Source organism: Streptomyces sp. SP18CS02 (genome assembly GCF_036322365.1).
In the GTDB taxonomy this organism is placed as follows: domain Bacteria; phylum Actinomycetota; class Actinomycetes; order Streptomycetales; family Streptomycetaceae; genus Streptomyces.
Window position 1 is genome coordinate 184,659 of sequence record NZ_JAQYXC010000285.1, and the last position, 21,910, is coordinate 206,568.

18 protein-coding genes and 1 tRNA gene are annotated in these 21,910 nt (G+C 71.3%); 13 read left to right on the top strand and 6 right to left on the bottom strand.

The genetic code is table 11. The annotated features are described in order from the left end of the window. The first annotated feature begins 75 nt into the window (after positions 1–75). From PUR26_RS17895 to PUR26_RS17930, 8 genes are all read left to right on the top strand, one after another. Positions 76–816 carry a YcnI family copper-binding membrane protein gene (locus PUR26_RS17895; protein ID WP_329873389.1) on the top strand — a complete coding sequence of 247 codons (741 nt, stop codon included), beginning with the start codon at positions 76–78 and terminating at the stop codon, positions 814–816. A 79-nt stretch (positions 817–895) separates the two neighbouring features. After that, positions 896–1,594: an SCO family protein gene (locus PUR26_RS17900; RefSeq protein ID WP_329873390.1), complete on the top strand. Its 699-nt coding sequence runs from the start codon at positions 896–898 to the stop codon at positions 1,592–1,594. A 50-nt stretch (positions 1,595–1,644) separates the two neighbouring features. Next, entirely contained in the window at positions 1,645–2,058 is a 414-nt protein-coding gene (locus PUR26_RS17905; RefSeq protein WP_329873518.1) for a copper chaperone PCu(A)C, read from the top strand. Positions 2,059–2,064: 6 nt separating this feature from the next. Then, on the top strand, positions 2,065–4,059 hold the full coding sequence (locus PUR26_RS17910; RefSeq protein WP_329873391.1) for a copper resistance CopC/CopD family protein: 1,995 nt from the start codon (positions 2,065–2,067) through the stop codon (positions 4,057–4,059). 19 nt (positions 4,060–4,078) lie between these two features. Further along, complete coding sequence (efeB, locus tag PUR26_RS17915) at positions 4,079–5,302, top strand: iron uptake transporter deferrochelatase/peroxidase subunit (RefSeq protein ID WP_443077097.1); 1,224 nt, start codon at positions 4,079–4,081, stop codon at positions 5,300–5,302. A gap of 51 nt (positions 5,303–5,353) precedes the next feature. After that, positions 5,354–6,289 (top strand): prephenate dehydratase, encoded by a 936-nt coding sequence (pheA, locus tag PUR26_RS17920; RefSeq protein ID WP_329873392.1) that lies wholly within the window; start codon positions 5,354–5,356, stop codon positions 6,287–6,289. A gap of 883 nt (positions 6,290–7,172) precedes the next feature. Then, positions 7,173–8,450 carry a serine--tRNA ligase gene (serS, locus tag PUR26_RS17925; protein ID WP_329873393.1) on the top strand — a complete coding sequence of 426 codons (1,278 nt, stop codon included), beginning with the start codon at positions 7,173–7,175 and terminating at the stop codon, positions 8,448–8,450. Continuing rightward, positions 8,447–9,259, top strand: a complete 813-nt coding sequence (locus PUR26_RS17930) for an HAD family hydrolase (protein ID WP_329873394.1) — start codon at positions 8,447–8,449, stop codon at positions 9,257–9,259. Before serS ends, PUR26_RS17930 begins: the two co-directional genes overlap by 4 nt. Positions 9,260–9,535: 276 nt before the next feature. Here PUR26_RS17930 and PUR26_RS17935 read toward each other — a convergent pair. Then, positions 9,536–9,620: transfer RNA gene (locus PUR26_RS17935), tRNA-Ser, on the bottom strand. 340 nt (positions 9,621–9,960) lie between these two features. After that, complete coding sequence (gene lpdA / locus PUR26_RS17940; RefSeq protein WP_329873395.1) at positions 9,961–11,364, bottom strand: dihydrolipoyl dehydrogenase; 1,404 nt, start codon at positions 11,362–11,364, stop codon at positions 9,961–9,963. Positions 11,365–11,512: 148 nt separating this feature from the next. Here lpdA and PUR26_RS17945 point away from each other — a divergent pair, with 148 nt between their 5' ends. Continuing rightward, the gene (locus tag PUR26_RS17945; protein ID WP_329873396.1) at positions 11,513–12,187 is read left to right on the top strand and encodes a FadR/GntR family transcriptional regulator; all 675 of its coding nucleotides are present in this window, start codon (positions 11,513–11,515) and stop codon (positions 12,185–12,187) included. A gap of 394 nt (positions 12,188–12,581) precedes the next feature. Further along, entirely contained in the window at positions 12,582–13,823 is a 1,242-nt protein-coding gene (locus PUR26_RS17950) for a CynX/NimT family MFS transporter (RefSeq protein WP_329873397.1), read from the top strand. Positions 13,824–13,928: 105 nt separating this feature from the next. Here PUR26_RS17950 and PUR26_RS17955 read toward each other — a convergent pair whose 3' ends face one another. The 4 genes from PUR26_RS17955 to PUR26_RS17970 all read right to left on the bottom strand — a co-directional run bounded on the left by PUR26_RS17955 (position 13,929) and on the right by PUR26_RS17970 (position 17,573). Continuing rightward, positions 13,929–14,648, bottom strand: a complete 720-nt coding sequence (locus PUR26_RS17955; RefSeq protein ID WP_329873398.1) for an ABC transporter permease — start codon at positions 14,646–14,648, stop codon at positions 13,929–13,931. A 15-nt stretch (positions 14,649–14,663) separates the two neighbouring features. Next, positions 14,664–15,575, bottom strand: a complete 912-nt coding sequence (locus PUR26_RS17960) for an ABC transporter ATP-binding protein (protein ID WP_329873399.1) — start codon at positions 15,573–15,575, stop codon at positions 14,664–14,666. A gap of 145 nt (positions 15,576–15,720) precedes the next feature. Then, positions 15,721–16,602: an ABC transporter permease gene (locus tag PUR26_RS17965; RefSeq protein ID WP_329873400.1), complete on the bottom strand. Its 882-nt coding sequence runs from the start codon at positions 16,600–16,602 to the stop codon at positions 15,721–15,723. After that, complete coding sequence (locus tag PUR26_RS17970) at positions 16,599–17,573, bottom strand: ABC transporter ATP-binding protein (RefSeq protein WP_329873520.1); 975 nt, start codon at positions 17,571–17,573, stop codon at positions 16,599–16,601. Before PUR26_RS17970 ends, PUR26_RS17965 begins: the two co-directional genes overlap by 4 nt. A gap of 241 nt (positions 17,574–17,814) precedes the next feature. On the opposite strand from PUR26_RS17970, the gene PUR26_RS17975 reads away from it, so the two are divergent. The 3 genes from PUR26_RS17975 (at position 17,815) to PUR26_RS17985 (ending at position 21,878) form a co-directional block, all read left to right on the top strand. Further along, positions 17,815–18,663, top strand: a complete 849-nt coding sequence (locus PUR26_RS17975) for a M24 family metallopeptidase (RefSeq protein WP_329873401.1) — start codon at positions 17,815–17,817, stop codon at positions 18,661–18,663. 303 nt (positions 18,664–18,966) lie between these two features. Next, positions 18,967–20,733: an SDR family oxidoreductase gene (locus PUR26_RS17980; RefSeq protein WP_329873521.1), complete on the top strand. Its 1,767-nt coding sequence runs from the start codon at positions 18,967–18,969 to the stop codon at positions 20,731–20,733. A gap of 185 nt (positions 20,734–20,918) precedes the next feature. Then, positions 20,919–21,878 (top strand): MerR family transcriptional regulator, encoded by a 960-nt coding sequence (locus PUR26_RS17985; RefSeq protein ID WP_329873402.1) that lies wholly within the window; start codon positions 20,919–20,921, stop codon positions 21,876–21,878. Positions 21,879–21,910 lie beyond the last annotated feature (32 nt).

The window sequence follows — 21,910 nt, forward strand, 5'->3', positions numbered from 1 at the left end:
GGTGCTCCCGCGTCCGCCCGCCGGCGTACGCCGGTGCACGCACCTCTTCCTGCTCTCCATGGAGTGTGTCCTGCCATGAAGGTTTCACGTATCGCCCTTGTCGGCGGCCTCGCCGTCTCCTCCCTCGCCCTGCTCTCGGGTACGGCGTCCGCGCACGTCAGCGTCCAGCCGCAGGGCGAGGCCGCCAAGGGCGGCTACGCGACCGTCGACTTCAAGGTCCCCAACGAGCGCGACAACGCCTCCACGGTCAAGGTCGAGGTCTCCCTCCCCGCCGACCACCCGCTGGCGTCGGTCTCGACCCAGCCGGTCCCCGGCTGGAAGGCCGAGGTCACCAAGGCCAAGCTGGCCAAGCCCCTTGAGGTCCACGGCAAGCAGATCACCGAGGCGGCCACCAAGATCACCTGGACCGCCGCCGGGTCGAAGATCGCGCCCGGCCAGTTCCAGCAGTTCACGGTCTCCATGGGCCAGCTGCCCGAGGACGCCGACAAGCTCGTCTTCAAGGCCCTCCAGACGTACGACAACAACGAGGTCGTCCGCTGGATCGAGGAGCCGAAGGACGGCGCCCCGGAGCCGCAGACGCCGGCGCCCGTGCTCAAGCTGTCCGCCGCGTCGGACGATCACCACGGGGGCGCCTCCGCGGCGGCCGGCACCAAGGCCGACGACAAGGCCGACGCCAAGGGCCACGACGAGAAGAAGACCGCGGCGGAGACGTCCGGCAGCGACACCACCGCCCGCGTCCTCGGCGTCGTCGGCATCCTGGTCGGTGCCGCCGGTGTCGCCTTCGGCGTGCTCGCGGGACGTCGCCGGCAGGCCTGATGACCCGCGTGGGGACGGCGGGCCCGACGGCCCGCCGTCCCCACGAGAGAACTCCCAGAGAACTCCGAGAGAGAACCTCATGCGCAACCCCCACCGCGCCGCGCGGCCCCGCCGCGCCCGGCGTACCCCGCTGATCGCCACGGCGCTCGTCGCCGCGGCGGCGCTCACCCTGTCCGCCTGCGACGGCGACGGCACCGACGAGGCGGGCAGCCCCCTCGCCGAGGTGTCCACCGGCACGGACTCCTCCAGGCCCGGGACGGTGCTCGACCGGCCGTACGAGAAGCCCAACCTCGTCCTCACGGACACCCAGGGCAAGAAGTACGACTTCCGCGAGCGGACCAAGGGCAGGCCGACGCTGATCTACTTCGGTTACACCCACTGCCCCGACGTCTGCCCGCTGACGATGAGCAACATCGCCATCGCCAAGAAGAAGCTCCCCAAGGCCGACCAGGACAAGCTCCAGGTCGTCTTCGTCACCACCGACCCCGAACGGGACACCCCCGCCGAGCTCGCCAAGTGGCTGCCCTCGGCGGGCGACCCCTCGTTCACCGGGCTGACCGGCGACTTCCCGACCATCCAGGCGGGCGCCCGGCAGATCGGCATCGGCATCGACGCGCCGGTGAAGGAGAAGGACGGCTCCGTCGTCTCCATGCACGGCGCACAGGTGATCGCCTTCTCCCCCAAGACGGACCAGGGCTACGTCCTGTACGGCGAGGACACCACCGCCGAGGACTACGCCAAGGACCTGCCGAAGATCATCAAGGGGGAGAACCCGTGACCCGCCGCACCACCACCGCCCTGACCGCCGCCATAGCCCTCGCCGGTGCCATGGCGCTGGGCGGCTGTTCCTCCGGGTCCGAGCCGGAGCTGAAGGTCAGCGGCGCGTTCATGCCGCAGCCGGCCACGGACATGGCCGCCGGCTTCCTCACCATCGAGAACACCGGCGACAGCGCGGACAGGCTCACCTCCGTCACCAGTCCCCTCTCGGACGACGTCCAGATCCACGAGACGAAGGACCAGAAGATGCGGCAGGTGAAGTCCTTCGACATCCCCGCCGGTGGTGAGCTGAACCTCGAACGAGGCGGCAGCCACATCATGTTCATGGCCATCAAGGAGAAGCCCGCGCAGGGCGACAAGGTGAGCATCGAGCTGCGCTTCGAGAAGTCCGACCCGGTCAAGGTCGAGCTTCCCGTCGAGGCACCCAACCACAACCCGAAGAAGCACCAGGCACTGGGGGACTGACACACCATGACGGCCACCGCCCCGCGCTTCGGAACCACCCTCGCCCGGCTGCTGCTCGTCGCGGCCACGCTGCTCGGCGCCCTGCTCGCCGGCGCGGCCCCCGCGTCGGCGCACGCCGCGCTGACCGGGAGCGACCCGAAGGACGGGGCGGTGGTCGCCACCGCGCCCAAGGGGATCACGCTCACCTTCTCCGAGCAGGTCGCCATGGGCGACGACTCGATCCGGGTGCTCGAACCGAGCGGCAAGCGCGCCGACACCGGTGAACTGCGCGACCTGTGCAGCGGATCCGTCGTCAAGTACGGCGTGGACCTGCACGCCGGCCTGCCGGACGGCACCTACACGGTGGCCTGGCAGGCCGTCTCCGCCGACAGCCACCCGATCGCCGGCGCGTACACCTTCTCCATCGGCGCCCCGTCGAAGACGACCGTCGCCCTGCCCGCGCAGGAGGCGGGCGGCGGCCTCGTCGGCCTCCTGTACGACATCACCCGCTACCTCTCGTACGCCGGCTTCATCCTGCTGGTGGGCGGCGTGGCCTTCGTCCTGGCGTGCTGGCCGCGCGGCGCGAGCGTACGGCCGATGCAGCGGCTCGTCGTCCGGGGCTGGCTGACGCTGACGGCGGCCACGCTGGTCCTGTTGCTGCTGCGGAGCCCGTACACCGGCTCGGGCAGGCTCGCCGACGCCTTCGACCTGGGCGGACTCGGGGCGGTCCTGGAGACCAGGACGGGCGCCGCGCTCATCTCGCGGCTGCTGCTGCTCGGCGCGGCGGCGCTCTTCGTCGCCGTGCTCTTCGGGGCGTACGCGCGGCGCGAGGAGACGGGCGAGAAGAAGGACCTGACCTTCGGGCTGGCGGCCGGCGGCACCGTCGTCGCGGCCGGGCTGGCCGGGACCTGGGCACTGTCCGAGCACGCGTCGGCCGGTCTCCAGCCGGGCATCGCGATGCCGGTCGACATCCTGCATCTGCTGGCGATGGCCGCGTGGCTGGGCGGCCTGACGTCGCTGCTCGTCGCGCTCTACCGGGAGCCGTCCATCGAACGGGCGGCGGTACGGCGGTTCTCCCAGCTGGCGTTCGGCTCGGTGCTGGTGCTCGCCGCGACCGGGATCTACCAGTCCTGGCGGCAGGTCGGTTCGTGGTCCGCGCTGACGGGCACGCCGTACGGACGGCTGCTGCTGGTCAAGGTGGCGCTGGTCGCCGTACTGGTCGGCCTGGCGTGGATCTCACGGCGCTGGACGGGACGGCTGGCGGAGACGACCACGCAGCCGTCGGCGCCCCTCCCGGCGGCTGACGCCGAGGCTCCTGGGGCCGGAGAGGCGCCGGAGGCGGCGGAGGAACGGGAGGCGGCGCGCGAGGCATCCGAGCCCGCCGAGGCACCCGAGCCGACCGGTGGGGCACCCGAGCGTGCCGCGACCGGTGAGGCACCCGTCGATCCCGAGCGTGCCGCCCAGCTCGCGCGGCAGCGGGCCGCCGTGGCGACCGCCCGCGAGAAGCGCGTCCGGGACGCCGACGCCGACCGGGCGGGGCTGCGCCGTTCCGTACTGGCCGAGGCCGGGGTCGCGGTGGTGCTGCTCGCCGTCACCACCGTGCTGACGACGACCGAGCCCGGCCGTACACAGGAGGAGGCCGACCGGACGAAGGCCTCGTCCTCGACCACCGTGCCGGACCGGCCCATCGGCCTGAGCCTGCCGTTCGACACCGGCGGCACCAACGGCAAGGGCACCGTCCGGCTCAGCCTCGACCCCGGCCGCTCCGGCGCGAACGCCCTGCACGTCTTCCTGGACGGCGCGGACGGACGGCCCCTGGACGCACCGGAGCTGAAGGTCTCCTTCACCCTCGACGCCAAGGCGATCGGCCCGCTGCCGATCACCCCGGACCGGGTGGCGGCCGGACACTGGAGCGCCGAGGCCGTGCAGATCCCCATGCCGGGCGAGTGGCGGCTCCAGGTGACCGTCCGCACCTCCGACATCGACCAGACGACCATCGACAAGACCGTGAAGATCGGCTGAACTGACCGTGGGCAACGACGTGGACATTTCGAGGCGCCGCCTCCTGGGCACCGTGGGCGCGGCGGGCGCCAGCGGGCTGGTGCTGGGCGCGACCGGGGGCGCGGCCGGATACGCGGCCGCCGCCGGCGAGCCCGGCACGGCTCTGGCCAGCGTCGGTTCGACGGGCGTGGCGTTCCGCGGCGCGCACCAGGCGGGCATCACCGAGCCGCTGCAGGCGCGCGGGCATCTGGTGGCGTTCGACCTGGCGGCCGGTGCGGGCCGCCGGGAGGCGAGCGCGCTGATGCGCCGCTGGTCGGCGGTGGCGGAGACGCTGATGGCGGGCGAACCGCTCGACGGCGGTGACTCCGGTGTGGCGCTGGACGCCGGGCCCTCCTCGTTGACCGTCACCTTCGGCTTCGGCGCCTCCTTCTTCGACCGTACGGGCCTGGTGGCGCGGCGGCCGGTGGAGCTCGACCCGCTGCCCGCTTTCTCGTCGGACCAGCTCGACGCCAAGCGGTCGAACGGCGATCTGTGGGTGCAGATCGGCGCCGACGACGCGCTGGTGGCCTTCCACGCGCTGCGCGCGATCCAGCGGGAGGCGGGCGCGGCGGCGAAGGTGCGCTGGCAGATGAACGGCTTCAACCGTTCACCGGGAGCCACCGCCCGCCCGATGACGACCCGCAACCTGATGGGCCAGGTCGACGGCTCGCGCAATCCGAAGCCGTCCGAGCCGGACTTCGACCGGCGGATCTTCGTGCCCGCCGGCGGCGCTCAGCCGTGGATGGCGGGCGGCTCGTACGCCGTCGTCCGCCGTATCCGGATGCTGCTGGACGACTGGGAGAAGCTGACGCGGGAGAGGCAGGAGCTGGTCATAGGGCGGCGGAAGTCGGACGGCGCGCCCCTGACGGGCGGGGCCGAGACCTCGGAGATCGATCTGGACCGGACGGGTCCGGACGGCAAGCTGATCGTCCCCGACAACGCCCATGCCCGGATCTCCGCGCCCGAGCAGAACGGCGGGGCGGCGATGCTGCGGCGCCCCTTCTCCTTCCACGACGGCATCGGCGCGGACGGAACCCCGGACGCGGGGCTGCTCTTCATCTGCTGGCAGGCCGATCCGCTCAAGGGCTTCGTGCCCGTGCAGCGCAAACTGGACCGCGGGGACGCGCTGTCCCCCTTCATCCGGCACGAGTCGAGCGGCCTGTTCGCCGTTCCGGGCGGGCCCGCGGCGGGCGAGTACGTGGGGCAGCGGCTGCTGGAGTCCTGAGGGCCGGTCTTCGGGACCACCACCGCCGCCCGGCGCATTAGGGTGACCGGTATGTCGGCCACGCGATACACCTATCTCGGTCCCGAAGGCACGTTCACCGAGGCGGCCCTGCGCACGCTGCCCGAAGCCGCGACGCGGGAGCTCGTGCCGATGGTCTCGGTGCCCGCGGCGCTGGACGCCGTACGGAACGGGGAGGCCGCCGCCGCCCTCGTACCGATCGAGAACTCGGTGGAGGGCGGGGTCACCGCGACCCTGGACGAGCTGGCGTCCGGCCAGCCGTTGATGATCTACCGCGAGGTGCTGCTGCCGATCGCGTTCGCCCTGCTGGTCCGGCCCGGGACGAAGCTGTCGGACATCAAGACGGTGACCGGTCACCCGGTGGCCCAGCCCCAGGTGCGCAACTGGCTGCGGGCGCATCTGCCCGAGGCGGTGTGGGAGTCGGCCGCCTCCAACGCGGACGGTGCGCGGCTGGTGCAGGAGGGGCGGTTCGACGCCGCCTTCGCGGGCGAGTTCGCGGCGGCGACGTACGGGCTCGAAGCGCTGGTCACCGAGATCCATGACGCCGAGAACGCCGAGACCCGGTTCGTCCTGGTGGGCCGCCCGGCCCGGCCCGCCGCGCCGACCGGCGCGGACAAGACCTCGGTGGTCATCTGGCTGGGTGACGACCACCCCGGCGCGCTCCTCGAATTGCTCCAGGAGTTCGCCGTACGGGGCGTGAACCTGATGCTGATCCAGTCACGGCCGACCGGTGCGGGTATCGGCAATTACTGCTTCGCCGTGGACGCCGAGGGACACATTTCGGACCGGCGGGTCGGCGAGGCCCTCATGGGATTGAAGCGGATCTGCCCGAAGGTGCGGTTCCTCGGTTCCTATCCTCGGGCCGGGGTGGCGCCGGAGGACGTCCGCGCCCTGCGCGCCGGAACATCGGACGCCGACTTCACCTCGGCGTCGGACTGGCTGGCGCGCTGCCAGGACGGCCGCGCCTGACGCGTACGCGTTCCTGAGCATTCCCGGCCCTCTGCACGCCTCATGCACCTCGTCCACCTCACGTGCTCTCCTCGCGGACGCGCGCCGGCACGCGGGTACATGCCGGCTCATGCCTGACGGCTGATTCCTGCGGCCCGCTTCCGCTTCCGTTTCCGCTTCCGTTTCCGCTTTCCGTGCGCGGGCTTACGGACGACGTGCCGCGGCGGGAAACAAGGCGCCGGGGCCCGGGCCGGACAAGGCGCCGGGGCCGGGTCGTGGAGCGGACCGCGCGGCGGGGAGGGCCGGGCTGTGACACGGACGGAAACGGCCTGTGGACCGTACGGGGGAAGGTTCCCGGCCGGTCCTACCTGCCTATTTCCTATGATCCACAGAAGTTATCCACAGGGGGGCTTCTCGACCTGGGGACAAGTCGACAACACAAGGTGGCAAGGTCGACAAATACCTCCACTCACCCCACTTGCCCCACGGGGCGGCACGTCGACCGCTGCCACCCAATTCCATCGATCACCGCCCCAGGGGAGGGAATTCCCACCCGAATGAGTGCCCGAGAGGGGTTTGATCAGGGAATCCCATGGTCCGGACGCGGCTTTCGGAAGGATTCATTCCGAAGTCCACAGACTTTCCACACAGCCTGTGGATAACATCTGGGGGTTCGGCTTCGCTGTGGACAACACTCACCGAAGACTGCGACGATCAAGAAACCCGGGTCAAGGCGCCGCCCGGCCGCTTCCCCTTCCCGGGGATTCCCGGGGAATGAAATGCTCTCGCCGACAGAGGGCGCACAGAACACATCCACTTTTCCCCAAGGCCGACAATTAGGGCAAAGTGACACGCGAGCGATATCCGGTGGGGTGGGCCGAGTGCACACCGGTAGCCTGGTGGGGTGATTGACCTTCGCCTGCTCCGTGAGGACCCCGACCGTGTTCGCGCCTCCCAGCGCGCCCGTGGAGAGGACGTCGGCCTCGTCGACGCCCTGCTCTCCGCCGATGAGCGGCGCAGGTCGTCCGGCGTCCGCTTCGACGAGCTCCGCTCCGAGCAGAAGTCGCTCGGCAAGCTGATCCCCAAGGCCTCCCCCGAGGAGCGGGCCGAGCTCCTGCAGAAGGCGGAGCAGCTCAAGTCCGACGTCAAGGCCGCCGACGCCGCGCAGCACGAGGCCGACGAGGAGACCAAGCGGCTGCTGCTGCAGCTGGGCAACCTGGTCCACCCCGACGTGCCCGTCGGCGGCGAGGAGGACTTCGTCGTCCTGGAGACGCACGGCACCATCCGCGACTTCGGCGCGGAGGGCTTCGAGCCGAAGGACCACCTGGAGCTGGGCGAGGCGCTGGGCGCCATCGACGTCGAGCGCGGCGCGAAGGTGTCGGGCTCGCGCTTCTACTACCTGACGGGCGTCGGCGCGCTGCTGGAGCTCGCCCTGGTCAACGCCGCGATCGCGCAGGCCACCGAGGCCGGCTTCACGCCGATGCTGACCCCGGCGCTGGTCCGCCCGCGCGCCATGGAGGGCACGGGCTTCCTCGGCCAGGCCGCGGAGAACGTGTACCACCTGGAGAAGGACGACTACTACCTGGTCGGCACCTCGGAGGTGCCGCTCGCCGCGTACCACATGGACGAGATCCTCGACGCGGACAAGCTGCCCATGCGGTACGCGGGCTTCTCGCCGTGCTTCCGCCGCGAGGCCGGCACGTACGGCAAGGACACGCGGGGCATCTTCCGGGTGCACCAGTTCGACAAGGTCGAGATGTTCTCGTACGTCGCGCCGGAGGACGCCGAGGCCGAGCACAAGCGGCTGCTGGACTGGGAGAAGCAGTGGCTGACCAGCCTGGAGCTGCCGTTCCAGGTGATCGACGTGGCCACGGGTGACCTGGGCTCGTCGGCGTCGCGCAAGTTCGACTGCGAGGCGTGGATCCCGACGCAGGGCAAGTACCGCGAGCTGACGTCCGCCTCGAACTGCGACAGCTTCCAGGCCCGCCGTCTGTCCGTGCGGATGCGCGAGGGCAAGAAGGTGCAGCCGCTGTCGACGCTCAACGGCACCCTGTGCGCCGTCCCGCGCACGATCGTGGCGATCCTGGAGAACCACCAGCTCGCGGACGGCTCCGTGCGGGTCCCCGAGGTCCTGAGGCCCTACCTCGGCGGCCGGGAGATCCTGGAGCCCCTGGCCAAGTGAGCTCCGCCCCGTTCCCGTACAAGCTCGTCGCGACCGACCTCGACGGGACGCTGCTGCGCTCCGACGACACGGTCTCGCAGCGCACGCGTGACGCCCTCGCCGCCGCCACGGCGGCGGGCGCCGCGCACATCATCGTCACCGGCCGGGCCGTGCCCTGGACCCGTCACATCCTCGACGACCTCGGCTACGACGGTCTCGCGGTGTGCGGCCAGGGCGCACAGGTCTACCACGCCGGTGAACGCCGGCTGCTGACGTCCGTGACCCTGGACCGGCAGCTGGCGGGCCTGGCCCTCTCCAAGATCGAGGCCGAGGTGGGCCCGCTGGCGCTCGCCGCCAGCCGCGACGGCCTGGACGGCGAGGTCCTGGTCGGCGCCGGTTACCGGGTCCAGGAGGGCCCCCTGCCGGTCGTCGCCTTCGACGACCCGGCCGAACTGTGGTCGGCCCCGCTCAACAAGGTCTACATACAGCACCCGAGCCTGAGCGACGACGCCCTGGCGCAGGCCGCCCGCGAGACGGTGGGCAGCCTGGTCGACGTGGTCATGGCGGGGGCCGGTGTCGTCGAGATCCTCCCGCTGGGTCTCAGCAAGGCGACCGGCCTGTCACTGGCGGCCCGCCGTCTCGGGGTGAAGGCGAGGGAGACGATCGCGTTCGGCGACATGCCCAACGACATCCCGATGTTCGCCTGGGCGGAGCACGGCGTCGCGATGGCCAACGCCCACGACGACCTGAAGGCGGTCGCCCACGAGATCACCGCCTCGAACGAGGCGGACGGCATCGCGGTCGTCCTGGAGGAGCTCCTCTCCCGCTGACGGTTCCCCGCGGCGTCGAGTCGATACGGCGCGGCGGGAACCGGGCGGCCCGACGACCCGGCGGCCCCCAACGGCCCGGCAACCCAACGGCTTGGCGACCTGGCGGCCCTGGCGGCGCGGGCTGAAGGGTTCCGCGGACGCGCCGGCCGGTGGGACGGACGCCGATGGGTGCTGCGGGCGCCGACCGGATGCTGCCGGTGCTGCGGGTGCCGATGGGTGCTGAGGACGGTGCCGGTGCTGCGGGTGCCGATGGGTGCTGCGGGCTGAAGCGTCACGCGGAGGATGCGCGGATCGAACGCGCGCGGGGGTGACCCCGACCACGGCTTAGCAAGCCGGTGCCTTTCCACTCGGCCAATCCTCCGGGAGGGGCGACCCGCGCTGACGCGCGCTCGAAGCGGTCGCCCCCGGGCAGCTGCCTGCGAGCGGGTTCACGGACTGGTCGGTGACCACTCCGGTGCCTGCCGCGCGCTGCCCTGCCGGGAGCCCGACGGACTCGTACTCTCCTCGGTCATCGTCGCGCTCCTCCCCGGTCCGATGGCGTTCGGCGCCCGTTTCCGGCGCCTCGACCACTGTGCCCCCGGGCCCTGTTCCGGCGCCACCGAATAACCCCGGCCCCGGTCCGGCCCCGGCACCCGGCCTTGCCCCGGTCATGAAGAACGGGCCGGCACGTTTCCGTACCGGCCCGCTGCTCGTGACCCCGATCAGAAGTTGATCATGTGACCCGCGAGACCGTGCACGGCCTCCTTCACCGCTTCGCCCAGCGTCGGGTGCGCGTGGACGTTCCGCGCCACCTCGTGGACGGTCAGGTCCCACTGCTGCGCCAGCGTCAGTTCGGGCAGCAGCTCGGTGACGTCCGGGCCGATCAGGTGCGCACCGATGATCTCGCCGTACTTCGCATCGCTGATGATCTTCACGAAGCCGGTGGTGTCGCCGAGGCCGTGGGCCTTGCCGTTCGCCATGAAGGGGAACTTGGCGACCTTGACGTCGAAACCCTTCTCCTTCGCCTGCGCCTCGGTCCAGCCGAAGCTGGCGATCTGGGGCTGCGAGTACGTGGCGCGCGGGATCATCGGGTAGTCGAGCTCCATCGTCTCGGCGCCCGCGATGGTCTCGGCGGCGACGACGCCCATCGACTCGGCCGTGTGCGCGAGCATCAGCTTCGCGGTCACGTCACCGATGGCGAAGATGTGCGGGACCGACGTACGGCCGCGGCCGTCGATGTCGATGGCGCCCCGCTCGGTCACCCGTACGCCCGTGGCCTCCAGGCCGTACCCCGTGACGTTCGGCGCGAAGCCGATCGCCTGGAGCACCTTGTCCGCCTCCAGGACCTGCTGGGAGCCGTCCTTGGCGGTCACCGTCACCCGGACCCGCGGGCCCGACTCGTCGATCGTCTCGACCCGCGTGGAGGTCAGTACGTCGATGCCGAGCTTGCGGTACTGCTTCGCCAGCTCGGCGGAGACGTCCGCGTCCTCCAGGGGGGCGATCCGGTCCAGGAACTCGACGATGGTGACCTTCACGCCGTAGTTGTGCAGGACGTACGCGAACTCGATGCCGATCGCGCCCGCACCGGCGATCACGACGGACTGCGGCACGTCCTCGGCGAGGATCTGCTCCTCGTAGGTGACGACGCGCTCGCTGCGGCTGGTGCCCGGCAGCAGCTTCGGCGTGGCCCCGGTCGCGATGATGCAGTTGTCGAAGGAGAGGGTGGTGCTGGTGCCGTCGGAGGAGGCCACCTGGAGGGTGTTCGCGTCCAGGAAGGTGCCCCGGCCGTTGAACTCGGTGATCCCGTTCTTCTTCATGAGGAAGTGGACACCCTTGACGCGGCCGTCCGCGACCCGGCGGCTGCGCCGGAACGCCTCGCCGTAGTCGAAGGAGACCTGGCCGTCGACCTTGATGCCGTACGTCTTCGCCTCGTGCGTGAAGAGGTGCGCCAGCTCGGCGTTGCGCAGCAGCGCCTTGGTGGGGATGCAGCCGACGTTCAGGCAGACACCGCCCCAGTACTTCTCCTCCACGACCGCGACCCGCTTGCCCAGCTGGGCGGCGCGGATGGCGGCGACGTAGCCGCCGGGGCCTGCTCCGAGTACGACGACGTCGAAGCGGTCTGACATGGCTTACTCCCCAGGTTGTGAACGTGCTGAGCGCCGATGTGCGCGTGGTCGCACACGAGGCCACAGTAATCCCGGCGGCAAGTTGTAGGATGACTGGGCAACCGGATGAATCCGGTTGCCGGAAAGGTGAACGGGAGGTGGGGCCGGCATGGCGCTGAAAGCCGCGGGCCGGACATCGCTGGTGGACACGGTCGTGGACCAGTTGCGCGCACAGCTCACCGATGGCGAGTGGGCCGTCGGCGACCGCGTTCCCACCGAGCACGAGCTGGCCGAGCAGCTCGGAGTCGGCCGCAACACGGTCCGGGAGGCGGTCCGGGTCCTGGTCCACGCCGGTCTGCTCGAATCCCGGCAGGGCGACGGCACATACGTCCGCTCCACCGCGGATCCCGCCGCCGTCCTGCGCACGGTGCGGGCCGCCGGAGCCCTCGATGTACTGGAACTGCGGGTGGCGCTGGAGGCCGAGGCCGCACGGCTCGCGGCGGCCCGGCGGGACACGCACGACCTGCTGCGGCTGCGGGCGGCGCTGGCGACCCTGCGCGCGGAGGGCGACCGGGACGCGGACGCGGACCTGGCCTTCCACCGTGCCGTCGTCGAGGCCACCCACAACGCCGCTTTCACCGAGGTGTACCGCTTCTTCTCGGTCCAGGTGCACGAGAGCCTCGTGGAGTCGCTGGGCGACCACGAGATGCCCGCGATCGACCTGGACGCGCACGAGGCGCTGGTCGCCGCGATCGAGTCCGGGGAGCCGGACACGGCGGAGGACGCGGTGCGGGAGCTGCTGCGCGCGCCCCTGGAGACGGTCAGAGCGATCGTCGGGCGGTGATCCGCCCCCGGTCTTCCACCGGCGCCCGCCGGCCGGTGCCGACCACTCGCCGGCCGGTGCCGACCACCCGTCGCCGGCCGGTGCCGACCACTCGCCGGCCGCCGACGGCCGTGCGGCGGGCGCCGACGGCCGACCTGTGGACCGGGCGCCGGTGAAAGACCGGGGGCCCAAGGGCCCCGGAGGCCGGGGGCGGGGATTCGGAGGCCGGGGGGCGGGGATTCGGGGGCCGGGCTATCGGGCCCGGGATTCGGCGGGAGGAATCCGGGGGCCGGGGATTTCGGGGGCCGGGAGGCCGGGGGCCAAGGGGCCGTCCTGCCGGACGCGTCGGGGGATTCGCTTGTCGAGGTTCGTTCTGTGAAAGGTGTTCGTCTTGTCACGCCCGGATACTGACCGATTGCTCCTGGACGCGGAGGCCGATGTCCGGCCCTCGCCGCAGGGCGCCGCCGCCCGGAGGGCGTTGCTGGCGCATCCGGTGGTGCTGCTCGTCGGGATCGTGCTGGCCTCGCTCAACATGCGGGCGGCGCTGGCGAGCGTATCGCCGCTGGTGGGCGAGATCGGCGAGAGCTTCGGGCTGTCGTCCACGGCGATGTCGCTGGTGACGTCCGTGCCGGTGCTCTTCCTCGGACTGGGCGCGCTGGTGGCGCCGTGGCTGGCACGGCGGTTCGGTACGGAACCGGTGCTGCTGTGCGCGTTGTTGCTGCTCGGCGCCGGGATCCTGGTCCGGGTGCTGCCGTCGGTCTACGCGCTGTACGGCGGCGGCGTCCTGGTCGGTACCGCGATCGCCCTGCTCAACGTACTGATGCCCGGCCTGATCAAGCGTGACTTCCCGGACCGGGCCGCGTCCATGACCTCGGTCTACACGGGCTCGATGATCGCTGGGGCGACGCTGGTGGCGGCCTCGTCCGTGCCCCTGGAGAAGGCGTTCGGGGACAGCTGGGAGGCGTCCCTGGCGTTCTGGTCGCTGCTCGCCGTGGTGGCGGCGGTGGCCTGGCTGCCGCAGGTGCTGATCGCCCGGGGCCGCACCGGCCACGAGGTGCGCCGGGTCCCCGGCCCCGCGGTTTCCGGGCGCGGTGTCTGGCGCTCGGCCCTGGCTTGGCAGGTCACGCTCTTCATGGGCCTGCAGTCCCTCTGGTCGTACGTACTGATCGCCTGGATGCCGACGATCTTCACCGACGGCGGCATGAGCCGCTCGACGGCCGGTGTCGTCTTCGCCTTCAACAACCTCATCCAGGTCGCGGGCGCCTTCGCCGTGCCGCTGCTGGCCGGCCGTATGCGCGGCCAGCGCCCGCTGGTGGCGCTGGTCACCTCCCTGGTCGCCGCCGGATACATGGGCCTGATGATCTCGCCGGTGTCGGGCGCGTGGCTCTGGTCGGCGGTGCTGGGCGTCGGACAGGGCGGCGCGGTCGGACTCGCCCTGACGCTGATCGTGCTGCGCAGCGGGGACGCGCTGACGGCGTCGCGGCTGTCGGGGATGGCGCAGACGGTCGGCTACCTGCTGGCCGCGGTGGGGCCGCTCGCGGCGGGCGCGGTCCACGAGGCGACGGGCGGCTGGACCGTCCCCATCGCGTTGGTGCTGTGCGTGTGCGCGGCGGCGCTGGTCGTGGGCCTGCTCGCCGCCCGCGATCGCAAGGTGTAGCCGCCCCGGGGCACAGCACAGAGCCGGGCATGAACGCCCCCGATGGCCGAAGGTGCCCTCCACGCGCGCGTGGAGGGCACCTTCGGCACGGCGTCCGCCCGCGGGCTACTCGTCGCCCGCCAGCGTCAGCGTGCGCAGCTTCCGGCCCGCGAACCAGGTGGCCGCCACCGTCACCGCCGCGAGCAGCACCACCGCGAGCGGCAGCCCCACGTCCGAGGTGATGAGCCCCTCGCCGCTGACCTTCTGTGCCACGGACAGGGCCCACTGCTGCACGCTCAGCGTGCGGGCGCCGGAGATGAGGCTGCCGAACACGGCCTCCCAGACGAGCGCGTAGACGAGTCCGATGACGACCGCGTGCCGGCTGACCGTGCCGAGGAGGAGGAAGAGGGCGCTGTACGCGATCGAGGCCACCAGCGCCGCGACGGTGTACGCCACCGCCACCTGCTGGCCGTTGCCGTTGAGGATCATCCCGGCGATGAAGGTCGGCACCGCCGAGAAGACCATCGTCACGGCGATCGCCACGATCAGTTTGGTGAAGATGATCGTCGGCCGCTTCACCGGCTTGGCCAGCAGATAGACGATCGAGCCGTCGTCGATCTCCGGGCCGATCGCGCCGGTTCCGGCGATGACACCGATCAGCGGCACCATCGTGGCGAGGGCGAACCCGCCCAGCACGTCCGCGGCGACCTGGTCGTCGGCGCCGTTGAAGCCGCGGATGGCGGCCGCGATGAGCAGCAGCAGACCGGGCAGTACGAAGAGGATCGCGGCCCGGCGGCGGCCGAGCAGGGCCCGGTAGGTGAGCCGGGCGACGGTGGGGTTGTACATGGTCAAGGGCTCCCTTCAGGCCGCGACGAGGTACGAGAAGACCGATTCGAGGGACTCGTCCGAGGGCGAGACCGTCAGCAGCCGGATGGAGTGCGCGCGGGCGACGCGCGGCAGCAGCTCCGTGAAGCGCCCGAAGTCCACCGCCTGGATGCGCAGGGCGCCCTCGGTGACGTCCACCTCGATGCCGGCCGTCGACGGGTCCGCGATCAGCGCGGCCGCCAGGGCGCGGTCGTCGCTGGAGCGGACCAGATAGCGGTGCGGGCGGTCCGTCATCAGCCGGCGGATCCGGCGGAAGTCACCGCTCGCGGCGTGCCGCCCGGCGACGATCACCTCGATGTGGGACGCGAGCTGTTCGACCTCCTCCAGGATGTGGGAGGAGAACAGGACCGTACGGCCCTCGGCTCCCATCCGCCGCAGCAGATCCATCAGCTGCATCCGCTGACGCGGGTCCATGCCGTTGAACGGCTCGTCGAGCAGCAGCACGGAGGGCTCGTGGACGAGGGCCGAGGCCATCTTCACGCGCTGCCGCATGCCCTTGCTGTAGGTCGCGATCTTGCGGTCCTGGGCGTATTCCATCTCGACCGTGGCGAGGGCCCGTCGCGCCTCCGTTCCGCCCAGGCCGTGCAACTCGGCGTTGGCCACCACGAATTCGCGGCCCGTGAGGAAGTCGTACATCGCTTCCCGCTCCGGCACGACGCCGATCTGCCGGTAGACGGATTCGTTGCGCCAGATCTGCTGCCCGTCGAGGGTGACCGAGCCGTTGGAGGGGGCGAGGAAGCCGCCCATCATGTTGATGAGGGTCGACTTCCCGGCTCCGTTGGGGCCGAGCAGGCCGGTCACACCCGGGCCGATGCTCATGGTGACGTCGTTGACGGCCACGACGTTGCCGAACCACCGTGACGTGTGGTCGATGTGGAGAGTGCTCATGGGCGCGGCCCATTCCTTAGAAGGGTGGTGGTCCGAAGGGCGCTGGTCCGAAGGGCGGTGGCCTCAACGGCGGCAGTGGCCTGAGGGGCAGCGGTGGCCTGAAGGGCGGTCGTGGCCCGGGGGGCGGCGGTCGACGGCGTGCCGGTCACAGGCCGACCTTCCGGTAGCGGCGCATCAGAACGGCGTACGAGCCGACGATGAGCGCGAGGACGACCAGCAGGTAGACCACACCGGGTCCGGCGCCGGGTCCCGCCTCGCCCGGGAACGACGAGGAGGCGCCCAGGAAGGCGGTCTGCACACCGTCGATCAGGGTGATCGGCGAGAAGAGCCCCAGCCACTTCACCGCGCCCAGCGAACCGGTCCCCCAGGCGATCGCCTGAACGGTGGAGACCGCGCCGTACGAGATGGTCAGCGTGGCGATCACGGCGGCGACGCCGAAGCCCCGGCGCGGGGTCAGCGCGGCCATGACCAGGCCGACGCCGCCGAACAGCAGGGACAGCAGCACCACGGAGACCATCCCCTGTGCGAACGCCTTGGTCTGGTCGGCGAAGTCCATCTTCGCCAGCAGCGAGCCGATGTACAGGATGATCAGCGGCGCGCCGGTGAGGATGAGGAGCGCCGAGGACATCGCTCCGTACTTGGCGAGTACGTAGTCGACGCGCTCGATCGGACGGGAGAAGTAGAGCGGTACCGTCTTGAAGCGCAGGTCCCTGGAGACGGCCTGGGGGGCCTGGGCGGCCAGGTACAGCCCGATGACCGCCTGGGTGAAGATCGCGTACCGCGTGTAGTCCAGCGGCAGGCTCTCCATCTTGGTGGCCACGGCCACGGCCACCACGATCAGCGCCGGAACGCACATGACCGCGAAGAGGATCATCGGCAGGACCTTGGACTTGGCGCTGCGGCCGAGTCCGTAGGCGCCGCGCAGGGACTGCGAGAACAGCGAGCGGCGCGCGTAGGCACGGCCGAGGCGGGGCCCGTCGTAGTTCCGGTAGCCGATGTTGTGGATCCGGGTGGTGTCGATGCTCACCGGGCCTGCACCTCCGTGGCGGCCTGGGCCGCTGTCCCCGCCTCCGGGCGGAAGACCTCGGCGATGTGGTGACGGCGCTGTTCCATGCGGACGAGGCCGAGACCCAGGTCGGCGACGATGTCGCGGACCTGGTCGTACGTCTCCTCGCCGGTGGTCTCGATCAGCAGGATGTGGCCTGCGCCCGGCAGACCGTCCTCCACGCCCGCGTGGAGGGTCACTCCGGCGGCCGTGAGCGCCTCGCGGAGGACCGCCGTGCCGTCGGGATGGGCGTCGGTGTCGGTGACCTCCACCGCCACGGTGGCGGTGGTCTGGGTGAAGTCGCTGGTGGAGCTGGAGCGCAGCAGCCGGCCGCCGTCGATGACGACGACGTGGTCACAGGTGCGTTCGAGCTCGCCGAGCAGATGGGACGTGACCAGTACCGAGATGCCGAAGTCGGTGTACACGCGGCGGATCAGGCCGAGCATCTCGTCGCGGCCGACGGGGTCGAGACCGTTGGTCGGCTCGTCGAGGAGGACCAGCTTCGGGTCGTGCACCAGGGCCTGCGCGAGCTTGACCCGCTGCTTCATGCCCGTCGAGTAGCCGCCGATGGGCCGGTAGCGCTCCTCGTACAGACCGACGTGGCGCAGGGTGTCGGCGGTGCGCTCGCGCGCCGCCGTCGGCGGCAGGCCGGACATCCGCGCCATGTGGACGACGAACTCGGTGGCCGAGACGTCGGGCGGCAGACAGTCGTGCTCGGGCATGTAACCGACCCGCTCACGGATGGCGGCGCCGCTGGTGGAGACGTCGAGCCCGAGGACCTCGGCCCTGCCCTCGGTAGCGGGGGAGAGACCCAGCAGGATCTTGATCATGGTGGACTTGCCGGCTCCGTTGGCACCCACCAGTCCGGTCACACCGGGCCCGATGTCCAGGGAGAGCCGGTCGAGAGCGGTCACCCTGGGGAACCGCTTGCTGAGGCTTTCGGTCGCGATCACAGTCACGTTTCGAAGGTAGTGGCGCAGACCACAGAGGACGTCAGCCCAGGCGGCTGGATCCATGTCCGACTCCAGGCGTACGGGCCCGTAGGGGAGCCCTCCTCAAGGGGCGTGCGCGCCCGTTCGCCGAGGGGCGTTCTCCACAGGCGCGGCAGGGCCCTTGACGTAGCCGCTGAGCATTGTCACATTCATCAGTGTCAAGTTACGGGCACGTACCGCACACACGGGACGGACGGGTGGCATGGCCTCAGCGGTCTCATCGGTGACGACGGAACTCGGCGCGGAACTGCGCGGGTTCAGGGAAGTGCAGCGCCTCGCCTACGCGTGCGCGGAAGCCGTCGCCGCGCTGCTCAAGCCGGGTGTGACCGAGCGCGAGGCGGCACGGATGCAGCGCGACTGGCTGCGCGAGCGGGGCGTGCGGGACTGGTTCCATCTGCCGTTCGCCTGGTTCGGCGACCGCACGGCGTTCGCGGGCTTCCGCATACCGCTCCAGTTCTTCCCGACCGACCGGCGGCTGGAGGCGGGGATGCCGTTCATCCTCGACATGGCTCCGGTGTACCGCGGCTGCACGGCCGACATCGGGTACTCGGGCTCGCTGGGCCTCAACCCGCTGCAGAACAGGCTGATGGCGGACCTGGAGGAACACCGCGGGCTGATCCTGCGCGAGGTGCGGGAGCGGCGCCCGTTGCGGGAGATCTACGAGGACGTGGACCGCCTGATGGTCCGGCAGGGGTACGCCAACCGGCACCGCGCCTACCCCTTCGGCGTCATCGCCCACAAGGTCGACCGGGTCAGGGAGCGCCGCTGGGCCCCGACGGTCTTCGGGTTCGGTACGCAGTCCCTGAAGGGCCTGGCGAGTGACGCGCTCCACGGGCACCGGGACGGATGGTCGCCCCTGTGGTCTCCGTACCGCTTCTCCGACCATCCGCCGCAGCCCGGACTGTGGGCGGTCGAACCGCACCTCGGCTTCCGGGGGACGGGCGCCAAGTTCGAGGAGATCCTGGTGGTCACCGACTCCGCGGATCCCGAGGAGAGCGCCTTCTGGCTGGACGACGACCTGCCGCATGTACGGCGCTGGGCCGAGTCATGAAGAACGCGGGGGGCCGAGTCATGGGAGACGCGGGATGTGGCGACCGCGGGGGACGTGACAGGCATAACGGATGTGATGGATGTGACGGCCTGACGGATGTGACGGACGCGGGGGCCCGAGGGGCACGAGGGTCGGCAGTCATGTGGGGGTCAGGAACCACGTGACGAGCGGGACGCGCGGGAGAAGCGGGATGCGCGAGACGAGCGGGACGCGCGCCGGGGCCGCCGGGATGCCGGCTCCGTGGGGAGCGCGGGCAGGGCGGGCCCGGCGGGACGACGGCGACACGACGGAGAGAGGTCTGTGATGGTGCTGCGGGACGCGCGGGAGCGCTGGGTTCACACGGGTGGGATCGAGTTGTGCGTCGCCGAGCTGGGGGACGCCTCACGGCCGACCGTCCTGCTGGTGCACGGGTATCCCGACTCCAAGGAGGTCTGGTCCGAAGTCGCGACACGGCTCGCCGGGGACTTCCACGTCGTGCTGTACGACGTACGCGGCCACGGCCGTTCCACGGCACCGCGGCCGCTTCGGGGCGGGTTCACCCTGGAGAAGCTGACGGACGACTTCCTGGCCGTCGTGGACGCGGTCAGCCCGGACAGGCCGGTCCATCTGGTCGGGCACGACTGGGGCTCCGTGCAGTCGTGGGAGTTCGTCACCGTGCCGCGCACGCAGGGCCGGATCGCCTCCTTCACCTCCCTGTCCGGACCCTCACTGGACCACTTCGGGCACTGGATCAAGAAGCGGATGACCCGGCCCACCCCGCGCCGGGTCGGCCAGCTGCTCGGGCAGGGCGCCAAGTCCTGGTACGTCTACCTGCTGCACACGCCCGCCCTGCCGGAGCTCGCCTGGCGCGGGCCACTGGGCAAGCAGTGGCCGAAGATCCTCAGTCGCGTGGAGAAGGTGCCGTCCGGCGACTATCCGACGTCGTCGCTCCCCTCGGACGCGGCGCACGGAGCCTGGCTCTACCGGGACAACATCCGCACACGCCTGCGTCACCCGCGCCCCGACGCCTACGCCCACGCGCCCGTGCAGCTGATCACCCCCACCGGTGACGCCTTCCTATCGGAGCGCCTCTACGACGACCTGGCGCACTGGGCGCCGGACCTGGTGCGCCGCACGCTGCCCGCCAAGCACTGGGTGCCGCGCACCCGCCCGGACCAGCTGGCCACGTGGATCTCCGAGTTCGCGTCCGCGCACGAGGAGCAGGGCGCCGAGATGCCCGCCCCGGTCGCCTCGGGCAAGCCCCACGCCGACCGGTTCGGCGGCCAGCTGGTGCTGGTCACCGGGGCGGCCAGCGGCATCGGACGGGCCACCGCGTTCGCGTTCGCCGAGGCGGGCGCACGGGTGGTGGCGGTGGACCGGGACGGGCCGGGAGCCGCCCGCACGGCCTCGATGGCGCGGCTGATCGGGGCGCCGGGGGCATGGGGCGAGACGGTCGACGTCAGCGACGAGCAGGCGATGGAGAAGCTGGCGGAGAAGGTCGCCCACGAGTACGGCATCGTGGACGTACTGGTGAACAACGCCGGTATCGGGTTGTCGGGCTCCTTCTTCGAGACGACGAGCGACGACTGGAAGAAGGTCCTCGACGTCAATCTGTGGGGTGTCATTCACGGCTGCCGCATCTTCGGCCGGCAGATGGCGGATCGGGGTCAGGGCGGGCACATCGTCAATACGGCGTCGGCCGCGGCGTTCCAGCCGTCCAGGGCACTGCCCGCGTACAGCACCTCCAAGGCGGCGGTGCTGATGCTGAGCGAATGCCTGCGGGCCGAGCTGGCGGGGCAGGGCATCGGGGTCTCGGCGATCTGCCCGGGGATCGTGAACACCAACATCACCGCCACGGCACGCTTCGCCGGGGTGTCGGAGGACGAGGAGAAGCGTCGGCAGAAGAGGACGGCCCGGCTGTACGGGATGCGCAACTACCCGCCGGAGAAGGTCGCCGACGCGATCCTGAGGGCCGTCGTGAGGAACGAGGCGGTGGTGCCCGTGACCCCGGAGGCCCGGGGCGCCCACCTGCTGTCCCGCTTGTCGCCCCGGGCGCTGCGTGCCCTCGCCCGGCTGGAGCCGCCGCTGTGACCGGCCGCCCGGCCATGCGCCGGCGCTCGCGACGGTCGTACGATCCCTCGCAGGAGGGTTCGGGGTAGGGAGCGGGTGTGGACGAGCAGCCAGTACCGGCGTCGCGTCAGGTGCCGTCGGTACGTACGGGCCGGCCGGAAGCGGAGCCGCGGCCGACGACGGGCCACGGGGCACGGTCCGGACACGTGACGCAGAGCGGACAGACGGCGCAGAGCGGACAGACGGCCTCGGCCGAGTACCGGATCGAGGACCTGGCCCATCACAGCGGCACCACGGTCCGCACGATCCGCGCCTACCAGGACCGTGGGCTCCTGCCGAAGCCCGAGCGCCGCGGGCGTTCCAACGTGTACGGGGACGCCCATCTGTCCCGGCTGCACCGGATCGCCGACCTGCTGGAGCGGGGTTACACCCTGGCCTCGATCAAGGAGCTCCTGGAGGCGTGGGACACGGGCCGTGGCCTCGGCGGGGTGCTGGGGCTCGTCGCCGAGGTGCACGGCCCCTGGACGGACGAGGAGCCCGACCGGATATCCCGCGCGGAGCTCGACGCCACGTTCGGGGGCACCCCGGACGAGCGGGCCGTCGAGGAGGCCATCGAGCTCGGCGTACTGGAACGCGTCCCCGGACGGGAAGGCGAATACCTCGTTCCGAGTCCTCAGGAGCTGGCGGTTGCCGCCGAGTTGTACGCGGCGGGCGTCCCGCTCCTCGCCATCTCCGGTCATCTGCGGGAGCTTCGCGGGCAGGTGGAGCACATCGCCTCGCGATTCCTCGAGTTCACCACGGAGCATGTGTTCGCCCGCTATCTCGGGCACCGGCCGCCGACGGACGCGGACGCGGCCGAAGCCGCCACACTGGTACGGCGCCTGAGGCCGCTCGCCCAGCAGACGGTGGATGCCGAACTCGCCCGGGCCATGCGCACGTTCGCCACCCGGCACCTCCAGCTGCACCTGTCGCCGGACGGTCCGCCCCCGGCGGGCGGAGAGCCGAGAGCCGTCCCCCTGCCCGCTTCGACGGTCAACGCGGTGGACGCGCTGGTCGGCCCGGAGAACGCCTCGGCGTTCATCACCGCCGCCACGGAACGGGAGCTGCACGCAAGGACATTGGACACTCTTGCCGCGAATAATGGCAAACAAGAACGAGTTATCTAAATTGGCTTAAATGACAAAGCCGTTGTCCACAG

What these genes read in the sequence shown, in the direction of transcription:
- PUR26_RS17895 (WP_329873389.1), top strand. Translation starts at nt 76, where the DNA reads ATGAAGGTTTCACGTATCGCCCTTGTCGGCGGCCTCGCCGTCTCCTCC.
- PUR26_RS17900 (WP_329873390.1), top strand. Translation starts at nt 896, where the DNA reads ATGCGCAACCCCCACCGCGCCGCGCGGCCCCGCCGCGCCCGGCGTACC.
- PUR26_RS17905 (WP_329873518.1), top strand. Translation starts at nt 1,645, where the DNA reads ATGGCGCTGGGCGGCTGTTCCTCCGGGTCCGAGCCGGAGCTGAAGGTC.
- PUR26_RS17910 (WP_329873391.1), top strand. Translation starts at nt 2,065, where the DNA reads ATGACGGCCACCGCCCCGCGCTTCGGAACCACCCTCGCCCGGCTGCTG.
- pheA (WP_329873392.1), top strand. Translation starts at nt 5,354, where the DNA reads ATGTCGGCCACGCGATACACCTATCTCGGTCCCGAAGGCACGTTCACC.
- lpdA (WP_329873395.1), bottom strand. Translation starts at nt 11,364, where the DNA reads ATGTCAGACCGCTTCGACGTCGTCGTACTCGGAGCAGGCCCCGGCGGC.
- PUR26_RS17945 (WP_329873396.1), top strand. Translation starts at nt 11,513, where the DNA reads ATGGCGCTGAAAGCCGCGGGCCGGACATCGCTGGTGGACACGGTCGTG.
- PUR26_RS17955 (WP_329873398.1), bottom strand. Translation starts at nt 14,648, where the DNA reads ATGTACAACCCCACCGTCGCCCGGCTCACCTACCGGGCCCTGCTCGGC.
- PUR26_RS17960 (WP_329873399.1), bottom strand. Translation starts at nt 15,575, where the DNA reads ATGAGCACTCTCCACATCGACCACACGTCACGGTGGTTCGGCAACGTC.
- PUR26_RS17975 (WP_329873401.1), top strand. Translation starts at nt 17,815, where the DNA reads ATGGCCTCAGCGGTCTCATCGGTGACGACGGAACTCGGCGCGGAACTG.
- PUR26_RS17980 (WP_329873521.1), top strand. Translation starts at nt 18,967, where the DNA reads ATGGTGCTGCGGGACGCGCGGGAGCGCTGGGTTCACACGGGTGGGATC.